At 71.9% G+C, this 18,551-nt stretch carries 15 protein-coding genes and 2 tRNA genes; 5 read left to right on the top strand and 12 right to left on the bottom strand.

Annotated features, from left to right (window positions below; genetic code table 11):
* Positions 1-12: 12 nt before the first annotated feature.
* Positions 13-429 carry a Fur family transcriptional regulator gene (locus ABT354_RS07940; RefSeq protein ID WP_351490512.1) on the top strand — a complete coding sequence of 139 codons (417 nt, stop codon included), beginning with the start codon at positions 13-15 and terminating at the stop codon, positions 427-429.
* 102 nt (positions 430-531) lie between these two features.
* Here ABT354_RS07940 and ABT354_RS07935 read toward each other — a convergent pair.
* From ABT354_RS07935 to ABT354_RS07920, 4 genes are all read right to left on the bottom strand, one after another.
* A tRNA-Met gene (locus ABT354_RS07935) sits at positions 532-605 on the bottom strand.
* A 463-nt stretch (positions 606-1,068) separates the two neighbouring features.
* The gene (locus ABT354_RS07930) at positions 1,069-3,342 is read right to left on the bottom strand and encodes a tetratricopeptide repeat protein (protein ID WP_351490509.1); all 2,274 of its coding nucleotides are present in this window, start codon (positions 3,340-3,342) and stop codon (positions 1,069-1,071) included.
* 215 nt (positions 3,343-3,557) lie between these two features.
* Positions 3,558-3,631: transfer RNA gene (locus ABT354_RS07925), tRNA-Met, on the bottom strand.
* Between the two features lie 192 nt (positions 3,632-3,823).
* Positions 3,824-6,784: a UPF0182 family membrane protein gene (locus tag ABT354_RS07920; protein ID WP_351491125.1), complete on the bottom strand. Its 2,961-nt coding sequence runs from the start codon at positions 6,782-6,784 to the stop codon at positions 3,824-3,826.
* A gap of 155 nt (positions 6,785-6,939) precedes the next feature.
* Between ABT354_RS07920 and ABT354_RS07915 the strand changes: the two genes are divergently transcribed.
* A complete protein-coding gene (locus ABT354_RS07915; protein ID WP_351490507.1) occupies positions 6,940-7,560 on the top strand; it encodes a PPA1309 family protein in 621 nt (206 codons plus the stop codon).
* 118 nt (positions 7,561-7,678) lie between these two features.
* On the opposite strand, the gene ABT354_RS07910 is transcribed toward ABT354_RS07915, so the two are convergent.
* The 4 genes from ABT354_RS07910 to ABT354_RS07895 form a co-directional block, all read right to left on the bottom strand.
* A complete protein-coding gene (locus ABT354_RS07910) occupies positions 7,679-8,767 on the bottom strand; it encodes a YlbL family protein (RefSeq protein WP_351490504.1) in 1,089 nt (362 codons plus the stop codon).
* A 79-nt stretch (positions 8,768-8,846) separates the two neighbouring features.
* The gene (locus ABT354_RS07905) at positions 8,847-9,020 is read right to left on the bottom strand and encodes a hypothetical protein (protein WP_351490502.1); all 174 of its coding nucleotides are present in this window, start codon (positions 9,018-9,020) and stop codon (positions 8,847-8,849) included.
* A 191-nt stretch (positions 9,021-9,211) separates the two neighbouring features.
* A complete protein-coding gene (locus ABT354_RS07900; RefSeq protein WP_351490499.1) occupies positions 9,212-9,670 on the bottom strand; it encodes a molybdenum cofactor biosynthesis protein MoaE in 459 nt (152 codons plus the stop codon).
* A 129-nt stretch (positions 9,671-9,799) separates the two neighbouring features.
* Positions 9,800-10,927 carry an SDR family oxidoreductase gene (locus tag ABT354_RS07895; RefSeq protein WP_351490497.1) on the bottom strand — a complete coding sequence of 376 codons (1,128 nt, stop codon included), beginning with the start codon at positions 10,925-10,927 and terminating at the stop codon, positions 9,800-9,802.
* 190 nt (positions 10,928-11,117) lie between these two features.
* Here ABT354_RS07895 and ABT354_RS07890 point away from each other — a divergent pair, with 190 nt between their 5' ends.
* Together ABT354_RS07890 and ABT354_RS07885 are read left to right on the top strand one after the other, a co-directional pair.
* Positions 11,118-12,635, top strand: coding sequence for a zinc-dependent metalloprotease (locus ABT354_RS07890; RefSeq protein ID WP_351490494.1), 1,518 nt, complete (start codon positions 11,118-11,120; stop codon positions 12,633-12,635).
* Positions 12,632-13,219, top strand: a complete 588-nt coding sequence (locus tag ABT354_RS07885; protein ID WP_351490491.1) for an NUDIX hydrolase — start codon at positions 12,632-12,634, stop codon at positions 13,217-13,219. The genes ABT354_RS07890 and ABT354_RS07885 overlap by 4 nt, the downstream gene beginning before the upstream one ends.
* 128 nt (positions 13,220-13,347) lie before the next feature.
* Here ABT354_RS07885 and ABT354_RS07880 read toward each other — a convergent pair whose 3' ends face one another.
* The 4 genes from ABT354_RS07880 to ABT354_RS07865 form a co-directional block, all read right to left on the bottom strand.
* On the bottom strand, positions 13,348-14,085 hold the full coding sequence (locus ABT354_RS07880) for an AIM24 family protein (RefSeq protein WP_351490489.1): 738 nt from the start codon (positions 14,083-14,085) through the stop codon (positions 13,348-13,350).
* 19 nt (positions 14,086-14,104) lie between these two features.
* A complete protein-coding gene (locus tag ABT354_RS07875; protein ID WP_351490487.1) occupies positions 14,105-14,785 on the bottom strand; it encodes an AIM24 family protein in 681 nt (226 codons plus the stop codon).
* An 11-nt stretch (positions 14,786-14,796) separates the two neighbouring features.
* Positions 14,797-16,419 (bottom strand): TerD family protein, encoded by a 1,623-nt coding sequence (locus ABT354_RS07870; protein WP_351490485.1) that lies wholly within the window; start codon positions 16,417-16,419, stop codon positions 14,797-14,799.
* A 156-nt stretch (positions 16,420-16,575) separates the two neighbouring features.
* Entirely contained in the window at positions 16,576-17,163 is a 588-nt protein-coding gene (locus tag ABT354_RS07865; protein ID WP_351490483.1) for a M48 metallopeptidase family protein, read from the bottom strand.
* A gap of 241 nt (positions 17,164-17,404) precedes the next feature.
* On the opposite strand from ABT354_RS07865, the gene ABT354_RS07860 reads away from it, so the two are divergent.
* A complete protein-coding gene (locus ABT354_RS07860; RefSeq protein ID WP_351490480.1) occupies positions 17,405-18,544 on the top strand; it encodes a ThiF family adenylyltransferase in 1,140 nt (379 codons plus the stop codon).
* Positions 18,545-18,551: the final 7 nt, after the last annotated feature.

Below are 18,551 nucleotides of genomic sequence, written 5' to 3'. Positions count from 1 at the left end.
TAGGCTGGTCCTATGAGTGACCTGTTGGAACGACTCCGCGGCCGAGGCTGGCGCATGACGGCGCAGAGGCGTGTCGTGGCCGAAGTTCTCGACGGCGAGCATGTCCATCTGACGGCCGACGAGGTGCATGCGCGGGCGGTGGAGCGACTCCCCGAGATCTCGCGTGCGACCGTCTACAACACCCTGGGTGAGCTGGTCACGCTCGGTGAGGTGCTGGAAGTCGCCACCGACCGCCGCGCCAAGCGGTACGACCCGAACGCGCACCGGCCCCATCAGCATCTGGTCTGCGCCCAGTGCGGTGCGATCCGCGATGTCCACCCGGCCGGGAATCCCCTGGCGGACCTGCCCGACTCCGAGCGGTTCGGGTTCACCATCTCCAATGTCGAGGTCACCTACCGGGGCATCTGCCCCTCCTGCGCCGGCGTCTGAGCCCCGCTCCCCGCTTTCGCCGGGGGCGGGCGGTTCCGGCCATCCCCGTGCGCGCACATGCCGAAGGCCCGGATCCTGAGGATCCGGGCCTTCGTCATTCAGTAGCGGGGACAGGATTTGAACCTGCGACCTCTGGGTTATGAGCCCAGCGAGCTACCGAGCTGCTCCACCCCGCGTCGGTAAACCCAACCTTACGGGAGCCGACCACCCAGTGCAAATCCCGTCCCCCGGACCCCATCCGTGCCCTACGCGTGCCGCGCCCGAGCCCCACGCTGAACCCGTCCTGACCTGGTCAGGCCCCCGTCAGGCCCCCGTCCCGGGGCACGGAGGACCGCCCGTACGCCTGTACGCCCTACCGCGCCGGCCGCGTCAGGACGTGCGGGAAGGACGCCTCCCGGGGCGCCGGTCCGGCGGAGGTCCCCGTATCGAAGCCGTTGGCCCTCCAGGGGGCACCAGCGGCCCCCGGGCGGTACCCGGAGGAACCGTCCGCCGGTACGGGGAACCGTCCGCCGGTACGGGGAGCGGTGGCCACCCGCCGGACCGGAGGGCGGGCCAGGGGGCGGGGGCGCTGTCAGGAGTGCGGCGACCCGGGCGCTCGGGCCGGGCCCCGCGGTACGGGACAGCGCCCGCCGCAGAGGGTCACGCGGTCAGTTCCTGGTGGAGGGCCTCGCGGAGGCGGGCCGCGCGTTCGGCGACCTCGGCCGGGCCCAGCTCCACCGCGCGGGCGCACCAGCGCTGCCCCTCGGTCAGCTCGCCCCGGCGCGCGGCGAGCAGGGCCAGCCGCAGGGCGGCGCGACCGTGCCCGGCGCGGGCCGCCCGGCTCCACCACAGGGCCGCCTCGCGCTCATTGCCCTCCCGCGCGAGCAGCAGCCCGAGGTTGAAGGCGCCGTTGCGGCTGCCCGCCTCGGCGGCCTCCCGGTACCAGCGGGCGGCCCCGGGCATGTCCCCCCGGGCCGCCGCGAGCATGCCCACCCGTACCTGCGCACGGCGGTGGCCCTGCTCGGCGGCCCGCTCGTACCACTCCTCGCACTCGGTCTTCTCGCCGACCGGCTCACCGAGCACCGGCGCGCCCGCTGGCGGCTGCCGGGAGTCGAGCAGCGTCGCGAGGCGGAAGGCCGCCTCCGTGCTGCCGCCCCCCGCCGCACAGCGCAGATGACGTTCGGCACCGTGCTCGTCGCCGTCCCGCAGCCGCGCTATGCCGACCTGGAGGGCCGCCTCGGTGTGTCCGCCGGCCGCCGCGCGCTCGTACCACATCAGCGCCGTACGGTCGTCGTCCCGGCCGACATGCAGGATGCCGAGGTTGAACGCGGCGTCCACACTGCCCGCCTCGGCCGCCTTGGAGAACCAGGGCTCCGCGCCGGTCGCGTCCCCCGCCTGGAGCAGCAGGACGGCGAGGGCGTTGGCGGCCTCGCGGTGACCGGCGTAGGCGGCCTGGCGGTACCACTGCTCGGCCTGCTGCACCCGGTCCTGCGCGGTGCAGAGCAGCCCGAGGTTGTACGCGCCGTTCACATCGCCCGCCGTCAGGGCCGCGCGGTACCAGCGCTCGGCGGTCTGCGGCTCGCCGCGCTCCGCGTGCAGCGCCCCGAGGGCGTTGGCCGCGTTGCCGTCGCCCTCCTGGGCGGCGCGCAGCCACCAGACGGCGGCGCTCTCCTCGTCCCCGGCGTCCCGCAGCAGAAAGGCGAGGGCGCAGGCGGCCCGGGTCTCGCCGTCCTTGGCGGAGCTGAGGTACCAGCGGCCGGCCTCCTTGAGGTCGCCGCGCTTCTCCAGGATGGCGCCGAGGTGGAGGGCGGCTCTGCGGTGGCCCCGGGCCGCCGCCTGCCGGTACCACTGGGCGGCCTCGTCCAGGGTGGAGAGACGGAGCCGGGTCACGCTGTCGACCATGCCCCCGGCGGCGCGGGCGGCTCCCGCCGCTGCCGGAACCCGGTGTGCGCCGGTGTCGACGGGGGCGCGGTGCGCAACCGCGCGGTGCGCGCCCCGGTCCCCGGCGGCCCGTACGCCCGGCGCTCCTCCGGCGAAGCCGTCCCGGCCCGCGCCGTGGTCGCCCATCCGCAGCCGGGTGCCCGAGTGGGGGCCGGTGTCCCGGTGTCCGCCGGGCCGCTCCTCGTCGGCGGCGCGCAGCTCCAGCATCCGGGCGAGCCGGTAGGCGGCCTCCCGGTGCCCGCGCTCGGCGGCGGCGCGCAGCCAGCGCTCGGCGCCGACGTCGCTGCGGTGCTCCAGGAGGTCGGCGAGGGCGTAGGCGCCCAGTGCGTGGCCCTGCTCGGCGGACTGGCGGAGCCAGTACTCGGCGGCGGGTTCGTCGCCGCGCTCACGGAAGTGCCGGCCGAGTGCGTGGGCGGCCGCCGCCGATCCGGCGACCGCGGCGACCCGCCACCATGTGGCGGCTTCCTCGGCGTAGCCGCGCTGATGGAGCAGGACCCCGAGGTTGTTGGCGGCGGCCCGGTCCCCGGCGGCGGTGGCGCCGCGCAGATGCGGCTCGGCGCCGTCCAGGTCGCCCCGGCGCAGCAGGAGGGAGCCGAGGGCGCTCATGGCGGCGATGTCACCGGAGGCGGCGGCCCTGCGGTAGCGCTCCTCGCTGCCGGCGGTCTCCACGGCGTCGGCGCCGGGGGCCCCGTTTCCCTCACGGACCCCGGCGCTCAGGGCGTCCGCGGTGTCCGTGGCGTCGGTGGTATCCGTGGTGTCGGCGCCGATGTCGGTGCCGCCCCTGCCGATGCCGGTATCGGTGTCGGTATCAGTGCGGGTGCCGGGGCCGGTGCCGACCGTACGGGCCGCCATCGGGCGCCGGTCCGCGGTGGCCATGGCGGTGGCGGCGGTGCCGTCCGGCGCAGGGGAGTCCGCTCCCGCTGCGCTCCCGGCATGTCGCTGCACAAACCGCCCTGTCTCCAACAGAGTTGCCCTGTCCCCCATATATTCCATCGTCGCACCACCTGCAACCGGCTCACACCCGGTATACCGCAACCGGGAAGGTCACTTCGGCGTTTTGTCGACATGCCCACAGAGAGATAAGTCAAACGTGCGCACCCCCTTCGCGCCCGGTCCCGCGCCCCCGCCGCACCGAGGTCCTCCACACCACCCATACGCACGGAGAGGGCCCGGATCCTCAAAGGATCCGGGCCCTCTTCGTCATTCAGTAGCGGGGACAGGATTTGAACCTGCGACCTCTGGGTTATGAGCCCAGCGAGCTACCGAGCTGCTCCACCCCGCGTCGTTGTGTTCACACACTATCACGGCACGGGATGTGTCCAGCTCAGCGGTGCCGCGGCGGGCCTGCCACCGCCGACCGGCCCGGTGTCCCCACCGGGCCCGGCCCGGCCGCCCGGACCCTCGCGGGGTCCGGGCGGCGGAGCCTCATGACAGGAAGGCAGTCACGACGGGAAGACCGTCACGACGAGGGCCGTCACGATGGGGAGGTCGTCTTCGGCGGTGACGAGGCGGGCCGACTCTCCTTGCCCTCGGCCTCCTCCAGCCGCTCCAGCGCCTTCTCCAGCTCCTCCTGGGCCCTGCCGTACGCGCCCCAGTCCTTGGGTTCCTTGTCCAGGGCTGCGTTGGCGTCCTCATTGGCCTTGAGGACATCGGCGATGGCGTCCCTCAGCTCCGATTCCCCACCGGTCGGGGGCTTGGGCTTGGTGGGGGTGTCGCCTTCGTCCTTCTCGGGCGGCGGCGGAGTGTCCGAACCGCCCTCCTGGGCGAAGACCGCGTCGAGCGCCTCGTCCAGGGTGTCCTTGAAGACCGGCTTGCCTCCGCCGTAGGCGGCGGCCACCTTCCTCAGCAGCGGATAGTTGGCGCTGCCACCCCGGGCGTACACCGGCTCGATGTACAGGAAGCCGCCGTCCAGTGGAATGGTCAGCAGATTTCCGTACTCGATGTCCGAGTCGGTGCCCCTGAGGTCCCGCACAAAGGTCGCGACCTCCGGCACACCATTCAGCTCGGACTGCACCTGCGACGGTCCCTGGACCGTCTCGGTGACTCTGAGCAGCCTTATCGAGCCGTAACCCTTGCTGTTCGCGTCGGCGTCCACCGCCATGAACGCGCCCAGGTTGGGCCGGCCCGCGGGGGTGAAGGTCGTCGTGAGCGAGAACCTCTGCGCGCTCTCGCCGGGCATCTTCAGGCTCAGGTAGTACGGCGGGACCGCACTGCCCTTCTTGTTCGTCGGGTCGTCCGGCACCTGCCAGGCGTCACTGCCGCTGTAGAACTGCTCGGGCTCGGTGACGTGGTACCGGGTCAGCAGCTCACGCTGGACCTTGAACATGTCCTGCGGGTAGCGCAGGTGCGACCGCAGCTCCGGGGAGATGTCGCCCTTGGACTTCACCGTGCCCGGGAACGCCTTCATCCAGGTCTTCAGGACCGGGTCCTCGGTGTCCCACTGGTAGAGGTTCACCGTGCCGTCGTAGGCGTCGACGGTGGCCTTCACCGAGTTGCGGATGTAGTTGACCTGGTTCTGCTGGGCGACGACCGCGCGCTGGTTGGTGGTCAGCGAGTCCGCGGTGGTGTCCCCGAGGGTGGTGCGCGAGGCGTACGGGTAGCTGTTGGTGGTGGTGTAGGCGTCCACGATCCACTGGATCCGGCCGTCGACCACCGCCGGGTAGGCGTCGCCGTCGATGGTGAGCCACGGCGCGACCGCCTCGACCCGCTCCTTGGGCGTGCGGTTGTAGAGGATCCGCGAGCCCTCGCCGACAGCGCCCGAGTACAGGATCTGCGGCTCGCTGAAGGCGATGGCGTACGCCGCGCGGTTCAGCGTGCCGGAGAGGCTGACCCCGCTGTCGCCCCGGTAGCTGGTGTACTTCGGACCGCTGGTGTTGGACTCGTAGTCCAGCTCCTTCTGCGGGCCGCCGACGATCGAGTACTGCTCGGTCTTCTCGCCGTAGTAGATCCGCTGCTCGTACTTCTTGCCGGGGTTGTCCTCGCTCAGCTGGCCCGAGGTCGGCAGCCCGGACTCGGTGAAGTCCGGCGAGCCCACCGTGCCGTCGTTCGGGTCGGTGACCACACTGGTGCCCTTGGCCGCGATGGCGCCGTAGCCATGGGTGTAGGTGAAGTGGTCGTTGATCCAGTTGCGCTTGGGGATACCGCTGAGGTCCAGCTCACGCAGACCGATGACGGTGTCCTGCGGCTTGCCGTCGGGGCCGGTGTACCGGTCGACGTCCAGCGTGTCCGGGAACTGGTAGTACTTCCGCTCCTGCTGGCGCTGCTGGAAGGCGGGCGACACGATGTTCGAGTCGACCACGCGATAGCTGGCCGCCGACTTGGCGTCCTCCCGCTGCTCCGCCTTGCGGGTGGGATCACTCTTTCCGGCGTAGTCCTCCTGTTTCGCGCTGTCGATGCCGTACGCCTTGCGGGTGGCATCGATGTTCTTCTGGATGTACGGGCTCTCCTTGGCCTGCTCGTTCGGCTGGACCTGGAACTTCTGGACGATGGCCGGGTAGAGGCCACCGATCAGGATCGCCGAGAGGACCATGAGGCCGAAGCCGATCATCGGCAGCTGCCAGGTGCGGCGCCAGAGCGTCGCGAAGAAGAGCACGGCGCAGATCGCCGCGATACAGAAGAGGATCGTCTTCGCCGGGAGATAGGCGTTGGCGTCGACATAGCGCAGGCCGGTCCAGTTCCCCGTCGCCTTGAAGTCGCTGGACTTCACCGCGAGGCCGTACCGGTCCAGCCAGTACGCCACCGCCTTCAGCGAGACGAAGACACCGAGCAGCACCGAGAGGTGTCCGGTGGCCGCGCCGGTCGCGCGGGCGCCGGGGCTGGTGATCCGCAGTCCGCCGTACAGATAGTGGGTCAGCGCGGCGGCGATCAGCGAGAGGACCACGGCGGCGAAGCCGAAGCCCAGCAGGAAGCGGTACCAGGGCAGGTCGAACGCGTAGAACGACACGTCCATCTGGAACTGGGGGTCCTTCTCACCGAAGGGCACCCCGTGGATCCACATCAGCCAGGTCCGCCACTGACCGGTGGCGGAGGCTCCGGCGATCAGCCCGACGAGTGCGGTGATCGCGAGGAGCACCCACTTCTTGTACGGGGCGATGCCCATGCGGTAGCGGTCGAGGCTCTGCTGCTCCAGCGACATGGCGCTGAGCGGCGGCCTCAGCCGGTGGGCGAGCCAGATGTTCACCCCGACGGCCGTGGCCATCAGCAGACCGAAGACGGCGAAGAGGCCGATCTTGGTCCAGAGAGTGGTGGTGAACACCGATGAATAGTTGACGGAGCGGTACCAGAGCCAGTCGGTCCAGAACCCGGCGAACATGACGAACGCCATGGCCAGGACAGCCAGCACCCCCAGTGTCATCAGCAGGGTGCGGACCCGCCGGGAGGGGCGGCCCACTCTGATCCGTGGCCCGGTCGGGGGGCCTCCGCCGCGGTCCGGCATCTGGAAAGCCAACGTGCGCACCTCGAAGTTCGCGGTCGGTGAAATATTCGCGGTCTGTGAAACGGGCCCCCGCGATCCTAGAGCCCCACCCATGCAACTTACCGAGGCTTTACCTAGTTCCCGACTGGGGGCCCGGAGGAGGCAGGATATTGGGCATGTCCAATGTTTCCCCTTCCACCCCCTCCGCCGACGGCCCCTCCGGGGGCCCGGCCGACGGCTCCGGCACCACCCCCACCGGATCCGGCCCGATCGCCGCGAGCCCGCTCACCCGTGCCGTGCTGGAGATCGACGAGTACGCCTCGGGACTCGGCTGGGACCTTCCCGCCCGTCTCTTCGCCCTGGTCGACACCGCACGGCTGCGCGGCCAGGAGCCCGAGCTCGCGGCCCAGCTGGGGCTCGACGGCGACGACAGCGCCGCGCCGCTCACCCCGATCGAACAGGACGAGATCCCGGCGGGCACCGCGCTCGACGAGTTCCTCGCCACCATCGCCTGGCCCGACGCGGTCGCCGGATGCGCGCTGACCGTGGAGCGTCAGATGCTGCCGCCGTCCGCCGAGACCCAGGTCCCCGACGGCCTGGACGAGCGGGCGCTGGCCACGTGGGTGGCCTCCCACCCCGACCGCCAGGAGGTCCGGATGACCGTGGCGGTCCTGCGCGACGGCGCCCGCGAGTCGGCCCTGCGGCTGCGGGCGAAGGACTCGCCGACGGAGGTGCTGACCGGACCGGACCTGGTCCCGGGCCTCGCGGACGCCCTGGCGGCGACCTTCGAGTCCTAGGTCGTTTCCCTCCAGGGGCTCCCGTTCCTTCCAGGGACTCCGGGGCGCGCTACGCCGAGAGCGGAATCAGCGCGCCCCGGGCCCTGGGCACTCGGCGATCGGGGATCGGGGATCGGGGTCAGCTCGTGGAGCAGGAGGGCAGCCCGTCCGTCCGCCCCGACGCGATCTTCTTCATCGAATCGGTCGCGTCGGCCATGGTGTCGACCTTCACCAGGGTCAGCCCCTCGGGGATGTCCGAGGCCGCGGTGGCGCAGTTGGCCTTGGGCACCAGGAAGTACTCGGCCCCCGCCTTCCGCGCGCCGACCAGCTTCATCTCGATCCCGCCGATCGGCCCGACCGTGCCCTCGTCGTCGATGGTGCCGGTGCCCGCGATGAACTCGCCGCCGGTCAGATCGCCCGGGGTGAGCTTGTCCACGATGCCCAGCGCGAACATCAGCCCCGCGCTCGGCCCGCCGACATCGGCCAGATTGATGTCGATGGTGAACGGGAAGGTGTGGTCGAGACCCGCCTGGATGCCGACCATCGCCTTGCCCGTCTCCTCGGACTTCGCGGTGGTGACGGTCACCTTCTCGGTGGCGGTCGGCTTCTTGCCCGCCTTCTCCGCCGCCGCGGCCTCCTTGGCGGGGACGATGGTGAAGACGACCTTCTCGCCGGGCTTGTGCCGGGTGACCCGCGCGGCCACATCACCGGGTTCCTCGACGGGGTCGCCGTCCACCGCCCTGATCACATCGCCGGCGTGCAGCCGGTCCTCGGCGGGGGTGTCCTTCACCACGGTGGAGACCACGACCTGCGAGCGCACCGGGATCTTCAGCTCCCTGAGCGCCGCCACCTTGGCGCTCTCCTGGGACTGGGTGAACTCCTCGGCGTTCTCCTGGGTCGACTGCTCCTCGGTCTTCCCGTCCGGGTAGAGGGTCTCGTGCGGGACGACCACCTGGTCGTCGGCGAGCCAGCCGTACACGGACTCCACGAGATTCATCCGGTAATCGGCCCCGGTGACCCGCACCGTGGTCATGTTCAGATGGCCGTTGGTGGGGTACGTCTTCCGCCCCGAGATCCGCAGAACCGGTTCGCCACCCGCGTCGCCGAGGGTGTTGACCGTCGGCCCCGGGGACATCTCCGAGTAGGGCACCGGGATGAGGACCCCGGCACAGAGCAACGCGATGAAGACCAGAGTGGAGGCGAGCATCGTCGCGGTGCGGCGTGGCATGGAACGACAGTACGGGACAGGGCCCGGGGCGCACTGTCGGGGCCGGTCCGTCCGGGGCGGGCCACGGCCGCCCCGCCGTCTACTTCGCCGGGGGACCGCCCGAGGCGGCCTTCTCCATCGCGTCCCGGAAACGCGCGTAACCGGCCAACTCGGCGACATCGCCGGTTGTCCGGTTGCGTGAGGCCCAGCCTCCCCATATCGCCGCGCCGACGACGGCGAACAGCGGAATCAGCAACCAGGCGAGCGCTGCCATCGTGACCTCCCTACCCCATGACATCCGCAACTGAGTGATCAGCAGATTAATCATCCGCCAGTTCAACGCTCGGGCCAGGGGGGCGGTTACGCAAATCGGGGCGCATGGTCACCCGGTGGGTTTCCCCGGGTCCCCGTCCCCCGGAAGACGGCCAGGGGCGCCCCGTGGGCGTGCCCCGGGCGCCCGCTCCGTCAGGCGCCCACCCACTCCTCGCCGCCGTCGGTGAAGAGCTGGTGCTTCCAGATCGGCACCTCTTCCTTGAGGGTGTCGATGAGCCGGCGGCAGGCGTCGAAGGCATCACCCCGATGGGCGCATGCCACGGCGACGACGACCGCGAGGTCGCCGACCTCCAGATCGCCCACCCGGTGGACCGCCGCCAGCGCCCGGACCGGGTATTTCGCGGTGATCTCCGCGGCCGTCCGGCGCAGCACGGCCTCGGCCGTCGGATGACCCGTGTAGCCGAGGCCGCGGACCGAGGCGCCGCCGTCGTGGTCGCGGACGGTGCCGACGAAGAACGCGGTGCCCCCGGCGGCGTCGTCCCGTACCGCCGCGAAGACCTCGTCCAGGGAGAGCGGGGTGTCGCGGATGGCCAGGAGACGGATCGGGTCGGGGCCCGACCGCTCCCCCGGGTGCTCGTCAGTGATGCCCATGTGTTCATCGTGCCGCACCCCGCGGACACTCCGGCCCGCGCCCCCGTCCCGGGCCGGGGTTCCGGGGGCGCCGGGATTCCGGGGGCGCCGGGATTCCGGGGGCGCCGGGGGCGCCGGGGGTTGCGGGGCCTACATCCGCCGCCGGGCCTTGCGGGCCCTGCGGACCAGGGCCGCCGTGCCCAGCAGGGCGACCGTCGCGCCCGCCGCGCCCGCCGCCGTGGCGTCCTTGCGGCCCAGCCGGCGGCCCGCGAGGGTGTGCCGCCCCTCGACCTCCTCCAGCAGCGCGGCCAGGACCTCCTCATTGGTCCACCCCGGCCGCCAGCCCGCGTCGTGCAGCCGGCTGACGCTGACCACCCAGGGGTGCATCGTGTACGCCAGGTCACCGGCGGGGGACGGAGTGAGGCCGATCCGGTGGAGCCGGGTGGCGGCGCCGAGCGCCACGGCCGAGGGGAGCTCCATGCGGCGGATCCCGCTCAGCTCCTCCACCTCGTCCTGCTCCAGCCAGCCGTCGCAGCCGACCGCCAGCTCACCGTCCACCTTCTCCAGCGCCGCGTACTCCAGGGCGCTCACCAGATCCTCGACATGGCAGAACTGCCAGGTCGGACGGGATCCGGCCACCACCAGCAGCCGCGGGGACTCGAAGTAGCGGGTCAGCGCGGTGTCGGTGCCGCCCACCAGCAGGGCGGGCCGGACCACGGTGACATTGAGCCCGGGGTGCGCGCGGGGCGCGCGGCGGCCCAGCCGCTCGATCTCCAGCAGATCGCCGACACCGGTCGCCTCCGCGGTGGCCCGCAGCTCGGCGTCCTCGGAGAGCGGAATGTCGTTCTCCGGTAGCGCTCCGTAGACCATCGCGGAGGTGCACAGCACGACCCGCCGCACCCCGGCCGCCGCGGCGGCGGTCAGCACGGTCTGGGTGCCGCGGACGTTGTAGGCGGTCCGGGCGGCGGCGTCCGTCTCCAGGTCGAGGTCGAGCGCGAGGTGCACCACGACATCGGCGCCGCGCAGCTTCTCGGCGATGGCCGGGTCCCGGACATCGAGGGTGTGCCACAGCGCCTCGGCGACCTCCCCCCGACGCTCGTCGATGGCGACCACCTGCTTGACCTCGTCGGACGCGGCGAGCCTGCGCGTCAGCAGATCACCGACGCCGGTGGCGGCGCCGGTGACCGCGACGACGGGGCCGCGGCGTGCGGACCCGCCGCCGGCGGACGGGGTCGATCGGTTTCGCGCTCCGCGAACCTGTGGATCTGGGGAACTCACCAGGTGTCTCCAGCGGTTGTCTTCAGTACGTGAGCGTATGACGCGTACGTACCAGGTGGCGTCCATCCTGCCCCAGGCCACGAGTCGGCGGAGCACCGAGCCCACACCCGGGCGCGGATGTCTACGCTGGGTGTGTTGTCGGGCATTCGCCGTCGGTAGAAGCCGGCGGCCCTACGAGCCGAGGAAACCCGTGAGTGACACCCCATTCGGATTCGGCCTTCCGCCGGAGGAGCCGGAGAACGGCGACGAGGGCAAGAAGAAGGATCCCGCCGGCGGTGGCCACGGCGCCGGCGGCTCCTCCCCGGCGAATCCTTTCGGATTCGGCCCCGGGAGCGGCGCGGACAATCCCTTCGCCGCCATGTTCGGATCGCTGAACCCCGGCGACCTGGGCGCCGCCTTCCAGCAGCTCGGCCAGATGCTGAGCTATGAGGGCGGCCCGGTGAACTGGGACATGGCCAAGCAGATCGCCCGCCAGACGGTCTCCCAGGGCACCCCGGACGGCACCAAGGACGAGAGCGTCGGTCCCGCCGAGCGCACCGCCGTCGAGGAGGCGCTGCGCCTGGCCGACCTGTGGCTGGACGGGGTGACGTCGCTGCCGTCCGGCACGACCACCGCCGTCGCCTGGAGCCGTGCGGAGTGGGTCGAGGAGACCCTCCCCGCCTGGCGGCAGCTGGCCGACCCGGTCGCCGAGCGTGTCGGGGTGGCCATGGGCAGTGTGCTGCCCGAGGAGATGCAGGCCATGGCGGGCCCGCTGATCGGCATGATGCGCTCCATGGGCGGCGCGATGTTCGGCCAGCAGATCGGTCAGGCCGTGGGCGTGCTGGCGGGCGAGGTGGTCGGCTCGACCGATATCGGTCTGCCGCTCGGCCCCGCGGGCAAGGCCGCGCTCCTCCCGCTGAATGTGGCCGCCCTGGGCAAGGACCTCGGTGTCCCCAAGGAGGAGGTCAGGCTCTATCTGGCCCTGCGCGAGGCCGCTCACCAGCGGCTCTTCGCCCATGTCCCGTGGCTGCGGTCGCACCTCTTCGGAGCGGTCGAGGGATACGCCCGGGGCATCACGGTCGACACCTCCAAGCTGGAGGATGTGGTGGGCCAGTTCGACCCCACCCACCCGGAGCAGCTGCAGGAGGCACTCCAGCAGGGCATGTTCCAGCCGGAGGACACCCCGCAGCAGAAGGCCGCGCTGGCCCGTCTGGAGACGGCGCTGGCCCTCGTCGAGGGCTGGGTGGACGCGGTGGTCCACGAGGCCGCCTCGTCGCGGCTCACCGCCGCCCCGGCGCTGCGCGAGACCCTGCGCAGGCGGCGGGCGTCCGGCGGTCCGGCGGAGCAGACCTTCGCCACACTGATCGGTCTCCAGCTGCGTCCGCGCAGGCTGCGGGATGCCTCCCGGCTGTGGGCCTCGCTCACCGACGCGCGCGGGATGGACGGCCGGGACGCCCTGTGGGAGCACCCGGACATGCTGCCGACCGCCTCCGACCTGGACGACCCGGATGGTTTTGTCCACCGGGAGCACCTGGATTTCTCCGAGCTGGACAAGATGCTCGGCGAGGCCGCGTCCCAGGGCTCCGGCACGGGCACCGCCACCGGCAAGGGCACCGAGGGCGGCACGGGCGGCGGCAAGGGCCCGGAGAGCGGCCCCGAGGGCCCCGGTACCGAGGAGCAGGACGGCCGGGACGGCCGGGACGGCCGGGACGGTGGCTCCGGCCGGTGAGTCTGCACGACGACGCCGTACGGACCCTGCGGGAGTACACGGACCCGATGGGCCCGGCCGCCGGTCAGGAGGGGCGGGAGGAGCAGGAGGAGCTGCGCCGCGCCTATCTGGACCATCTGGCGGCCCGGCCCGACGGCCTGTGGAAGTCCTGCTCCGCCGGTCACCTCACGGCCAGTGCCCTGATCGTGGACCCGGAGCGGGAGCGGGTGCTGCTGACCCTCCACCGCAAGCTCGGTATGTGGCTCCAGATGGGCGGCCACTGCGAGCCGGGGGACGGGACACTGGCCGGGGCGGCGCTGCGGGAGGCCGCCGAGGAGTCCGGTCTGACCGGCCTGACCCTGCTGGGCGCGGGCTCCCCGGTGCGGCTGGACCGGCATCCCATCCCGGCACCCTGCCACTGGCATCTGGATGTGCAGTACGCGGCGCTGGCCCCGGCGGGGGCCGAGGTGCGGATCAGTGAGGAGTCGCTGGATCTGCGCTGGTTCCGGTACGACGAGGTGGCGGAGGTCGCCGACGGTTCGGTGCTGCGGCTGCTGGAGGGGACCCGGGCGCTGCTCGGTGCCCCGTCGCCGCACCCGGCCTGACCTGCGCCGCACCGGCCTGACCCACGACCCCGGGACGGGGTCACCGGTCACCGGTCCCTCCGGCACTCCGGCACGGCCCCGGACAGGGGTAAGGGGCGGTCTCCCGGGAGACCGCCCCTTACCGTGCGTCAGCTCCAGGAGTTGTTGGCGTTCTGTCCGCTGTTGCCGAACCGTCCGCGCACGCCCTCGCCGATCTGCGCGTGCTGCGGCGGCATGACCTCGCTGGGCTGGACCAGGGCGAAGCCCTGCCCGAGGAAGCTCAGCTCCCAGCCCTCCCCGGTGGACCCGCGCCGCCGGTGGACGGGGGAGGAGTAGGTCTGGGCCTGCATCTGCACCCGCAGCGGGGTCGACCAGGCGACGATGGCGTCGGCGTCCACATTGACGCTGGTCTCCGGTGTGACCCGCATCATCAGCGGCCGGCCCGAGGTCATCAGCGCGACCTTGCCCCGGCCCGTGATGGTGAGCTGGTACTTCCCGGAGCCCGAGATGCCGTACTGGCTGTCCACGGCGATGACCTCGGTGTGCAGCCCGGCGTCGAGCGCGAGGACATAGGAGCTGTCCACGGTGAGGCCGTCCCGGTCCACCTCCACGACATGGACGTACTGCGCGAGATTGGCGAGATAGACGGTGCCCTGGCCGGAGCAGCGCATCAGCTCCAGGCCCTCCCCGGTGCGCTTGCGCTCCCGGCGGCGCCCGGCCGACTCGTACTCCCCGTCGAAGTCGATCATCCCCTGGTAGGCGACCATCGATCCCTTGCGGGCGAGGATGTCGTCGCCCTGGAGGGCCACCCGCAGCAGCTGCGGGTTCTGGAGGACATAGCGCTCTTGGGACTGCTGTTCCGCATGGTGGAAAAGTGAACTCTGCATGATGTGTTCCCGCTCCCCCTCAGCCCCGGATCCGCAGCCGGTCGGTGCTGTCCTCGCTCGGCTGTACGACGACGATGCCCTGGCCCGAGAAGGCCATCTGATACGCCTCGCCGCTGCCCCGCCCGACCAGGGACGAGGCCGTGAAACTGCGCTTGCCCTTCACCTTGAGCTGCGGTGACCAGGCGACCAGGGCGTCCGGGTCGACATAGGTCTCGTCCTCGCCCCGGCCGCAGTCGACCACGATCGGGACGCCCCGGGAGGTGAGGGCGACCCAGCCGGTGCCCGCTATCTCCACATTCCACAGGCCCTGTCCGGCGAGCTTGGCCAGGCCCTTGACCTTCTCGACGCCCCACTGGAGATGGGCGTCGAAGGCGAGCACATTGGTGCCGTTGACCGAGATCGAGTCATTGTCGAGATGGAGGATGACCACATCGGCGCCGTAGTCGGCGAGATAGAGCACCCCGTCCCCGGCGCACTTCATCACGGGGGAGCCCTCGCCGCTCACCCACTGGGCGGCGGCCTGACGGGCGGCGGGCGGGTCCGGCTCGTACTGGATGAACCCCTCGTACGACACGATCGAACCGCTCCGTGCGAACAGGTCGTGGCCGGTGGCCATGGCGACCTTGAGCATGGTGGTGCCGTGGTTCTCCATCCGGGCGGCCATCGGGGCGGGGATATGGCCCGCGAGTTGCTGTTCCATTTCGGGCTCCCTCAGACCTCGTAGGGCTGGACGACGACGAAGTTCCCGGGTGCTCCCCGGAACTGGAGGTTGACCGTCTCCCCGCTGTGGCCGGGGTAGGCGTTGCGGCGCAGTCTGACCTGGCTGGAGAGGATCACCTGGGACCCGGAGGACCAGGCCACCACGGCGTTGGCGTCGGCGAAGGTGGTGGGCGTGACGGGCAGGACGACGGGGAGGCCCCGGGTCTTGACGACGACGGTCCCGGTGCCGCTGAACTGGAGCGTGAAGAGGGCCCCACCGGGGATGCCATGACCCTCGATCCGGCGGATCTCGTACTGGAGGGCCTCGTCGAAGGCGAGGACGTTCTCGGCGGAGACACAGATGCCGTCACCCTGGAGTTCGATGGCGTGCAGTTGGGCGGCGTCCTCCGCGAGGAAGACCTGACCGCGTCCGGTGCAGCGCATCAGCTCCAGCTCCTGGCCGGTGGCGGAGCCGACCCGGCCGCCGATGAGACCGGCGCTCTTGTGACTGAAGTCGATCTTGCCCTGGTACATCACCATGCTGCCCTGGCGGGCGAGGACACCCGGTCCGCCCTTGCGCAGCTCCACCCGGACGAGCTGATGGTTCTGGGCCGCCCAGCGCTGACCGTCGGGGGTCTCGCGATAGGGCTGGAGGGCTGCCTGGAGGCCCGCGCCGTTCGCGGGGAGCCCCTGGGGTATCCCCTGGGGGGCGACACCGGGGGGCTGGGGCGCTCCCGGGGGCGAGCCGAACGGCATCGGGGCGGGCACGGGCTGCCCGAAGGACGGCGCGACCGGCGGGGCGGGTGGTACGGGAGCGCTGGGTGGTACGGGAGCCTGCGGGGCCACAGGGGCGGCCGGGGGTACCGGTGCCACGGGGGCCTGCGCGGGCGCGTAGTGCGTCGGCTGCGGCGGTGCCGGTGCGACCGGCGGTACGGGAGGTGCCGGTGCGACCGGCGGGGCAGGCGCCACCGGGGCAGCCGGGGTCGGCGGTACGGGTGGTGCCGCCGGCGCGGCGAACGCCGGCGGGGCGGCGGGCTGCGCCGGGGGCGCGAAGGCCGGGGGCGCGAACGCGGGGGCGGCCGGCGGGGCGGGCTCGGCGGGCTGCTCCTCCGCGACCTCGCCGCCGAAGTTCTTCAGCAGCGCCTCCAGACCCCCGTCGAAGCCCTGTCCGACCGCGGCGAAGCGCCAGACGTCCTTCAGATAGAAGTCGCCGATCATCAGCGCGCGCTCGGTGCTGAACTCGTTCCCGGTGAACGGATAGCGGGCGACCTCCTCGCCCCCCGCGACGATCCGCAGATATCCGGGGCCGATCCGGGACATCTCCCCGTCGCCGTCGACGGTGGCGGTGAAGGAGAGCCGGTGGAGCCGGTCCGGCAGCCGGTCGAGGGTGACCCGGAAGGACTCGGTGTCACCGGCCTGCGGCCCGAGAAGCTGAATGGCTCCCTCGGGCGAGGCGGGCTGATTGAAGAAAATGAAGTACCGGTCGTCGGTCAGCCGCTCCTCGGCATCGAGTCCGAAGCAGCTGATGTCGAATGTGAGCCCCGGAGCGGAGATCTGGACACCCACATACAGATCCGTTCCCGCCGTCAGATCGCCGACCTTGGCCTTGTGGCCGCGTTGGAATTCCCTGGCCATACGTAACGACCGTCCCCCATCCTCGATCACGAATACATCGCGCCAGGCTAACCGTCCCCCCGGACACCGGGCCAAGACTCGAACGAAGCCTGGAACAGATTCGATACACGACGGACGGGATTTCTCCCCAGGGGTTGTCGCGGCGTTTCTCCGTGGTCACTCTCCGTCGGGTGCGGCGGGGTGGGGCAACCGTGCCGCGGCCACCACCCCCTCCAGATATCCCCGGGCGCGTTCGGTGCGCGGATACGCCTCCAGAAGACGCCAGAAACGAGGTCCATGGCCGGGCACCAGAAGGTGGGCCAGCTCATGGACGAGGACATAGTCGAGGACGTACTCCGGCATGCCCTGGAGCCGGTGGGAGAGCCGGATACTGGCCTCGGCGGGGGTACAGGATCCCCAGCGGGTGTTCTGATTGGTCACCCAGCGCACGGAGGCCGGGCGCGCCCGCCCGCCGAGGTACTGGGCGGACAACCGCTCCGCGCGCTCCGCCAGTTCGCGGTCGCCCAGGGTCCGTCTGCTCTCCTGGGCCGCGAGTTTGTCGAGCATCACGCCCACCCAGCGCTCCTCCTCCGCCTCGGACATCCGGGCGGGGATGAGGACGATCGTACGGTCGCCCTCGCGATAGGCGGATACGGTTCTGCGGCGGCGCGCACTTCTGCGGACCTCGACCGCACTCGTTCCCGATCGGCGGGACGGCCGGGGCGGGGTCTCCCCCGCGACACTGGGGGACGGCTCGACGGACACGACCCGACGTTACCCGCTGGCCCTTGGATAAGTCCCGCCCCCGGATCGGGTTGGGGCGTGATCCATCATGATCCACTCCTTGGGCGCGCCATTCATATGACTAATGGGACTCGCCTGTGGACAACTTTCCGCGGCGATGGAGCGGTCGGTGCATTCTGAGATCGGACGCGGACCACGGGCGGGACCGGGACCACGACAGCAGGTACAGCACGTACAGACAGAGCGACAACGGGGGGACGATATGCATCCCATGCTGAAGCCCGCACTGCGGCGGGCCTGGCGGGAGCGGCAGAGTGTGCAGTTCGGGGTGACCCGCGCGGTGGCGGTGACCCTCGGCCCGGTGGACACGGCGACAGGCGCACTGCTGGAGCTGTTCGACGGGACCCGGGGGCTGCCGCTGCTGCGATCCGAGGCCCGGTCGATGGGGTTACCGGACGGGCATGTCGATGCCCTGGTGCGACGGCTGACGGTGGCCGGGCTGCTGGACGACGCCACGGCGGGCGGGCCTCAGGCGGAGGCCCTGCGGCGGCGCCCCGGCGCCCTGGACCGGCTGCGTCCGGATCTCGCGGCGCTCTCGGTGGTCCATCCGGAACCGGGCGCCGGGCTGCGGCGGCTGGCGACCCGGCAGGCCACCCGGGTCCAGGTCAGGGGCGCGGGCCGGGTCGGGGCCGCGGTGGCCGCGCTGCTCTCCGCCTCCGGGGTGGGGCTGGTGGAGGTGGTGGACGGCGGCCGGACCGAGCCCTGGGATGTGGCACCCGGTGGTCTTCCGGCCGATGAGATCGGCGAGCGCCGGGACACGGCGGCCCGCCGGCTGGTGCGCCGGGCGGCACCGATGACACCCCGCCGCCCGGACCGGGGCGGTGGTCCCGGCGGCTCGGGGCTCTCCCTGATCGTGGTCTGCCCCCGGGACGGGCTCGCCGCGCACTGCCCCGACCCCGCGACGGCCGCGGACTGGATCGCGACCGGGACCCCGCATCTCTTTACGGGGGTGATCGAGGCGACGGGTGTGGTCGGCCCTCTGGTGCTGCCGGGGGTCACGGCCTGTGCGGGCTGTCTGGAGCTGGGCCGGGTGGAGCGCGATCCGGGGTGGCCGAGGCTGGTGGCCCAGTGGCGCTCCGGCGGGCGGCGGGCCCCGGTGCCCGCCGGTGATCTGGCGCTCGCCCAGGCCGTCGCGGGCACGGCGGCGGCTCACGCGCTCTCCTTTCTCGACGGAGAGCTGTCCACCGGCGCCGGGGCCCGCTGGGAGATCTCGCTGCCCCGGCTGGAGTGGCGGCGGGAGCGTCTGTCACCCCATCGGCACTGTGTCTGCGGGGCGGCCGGGAAAAGTGAGGGACAGGACACCTCGGGGTTGGCTGCCCCGCACGAGACAATGGCCGGGTAGCCGCCGT

It is taken from the genome of Streptomyces sp. NPDC000594, assembly GCF_040299965.1.
GTDB lineage: Bacteria > Actinomycetota > Actinomycetes > Streptomycetales > Streptomycetaceae > Streptomyces.
Note: the sequence above shows the minus strand (reverse complement) of the source record. Positions and strands in the feature narration are given on the sequence as shown.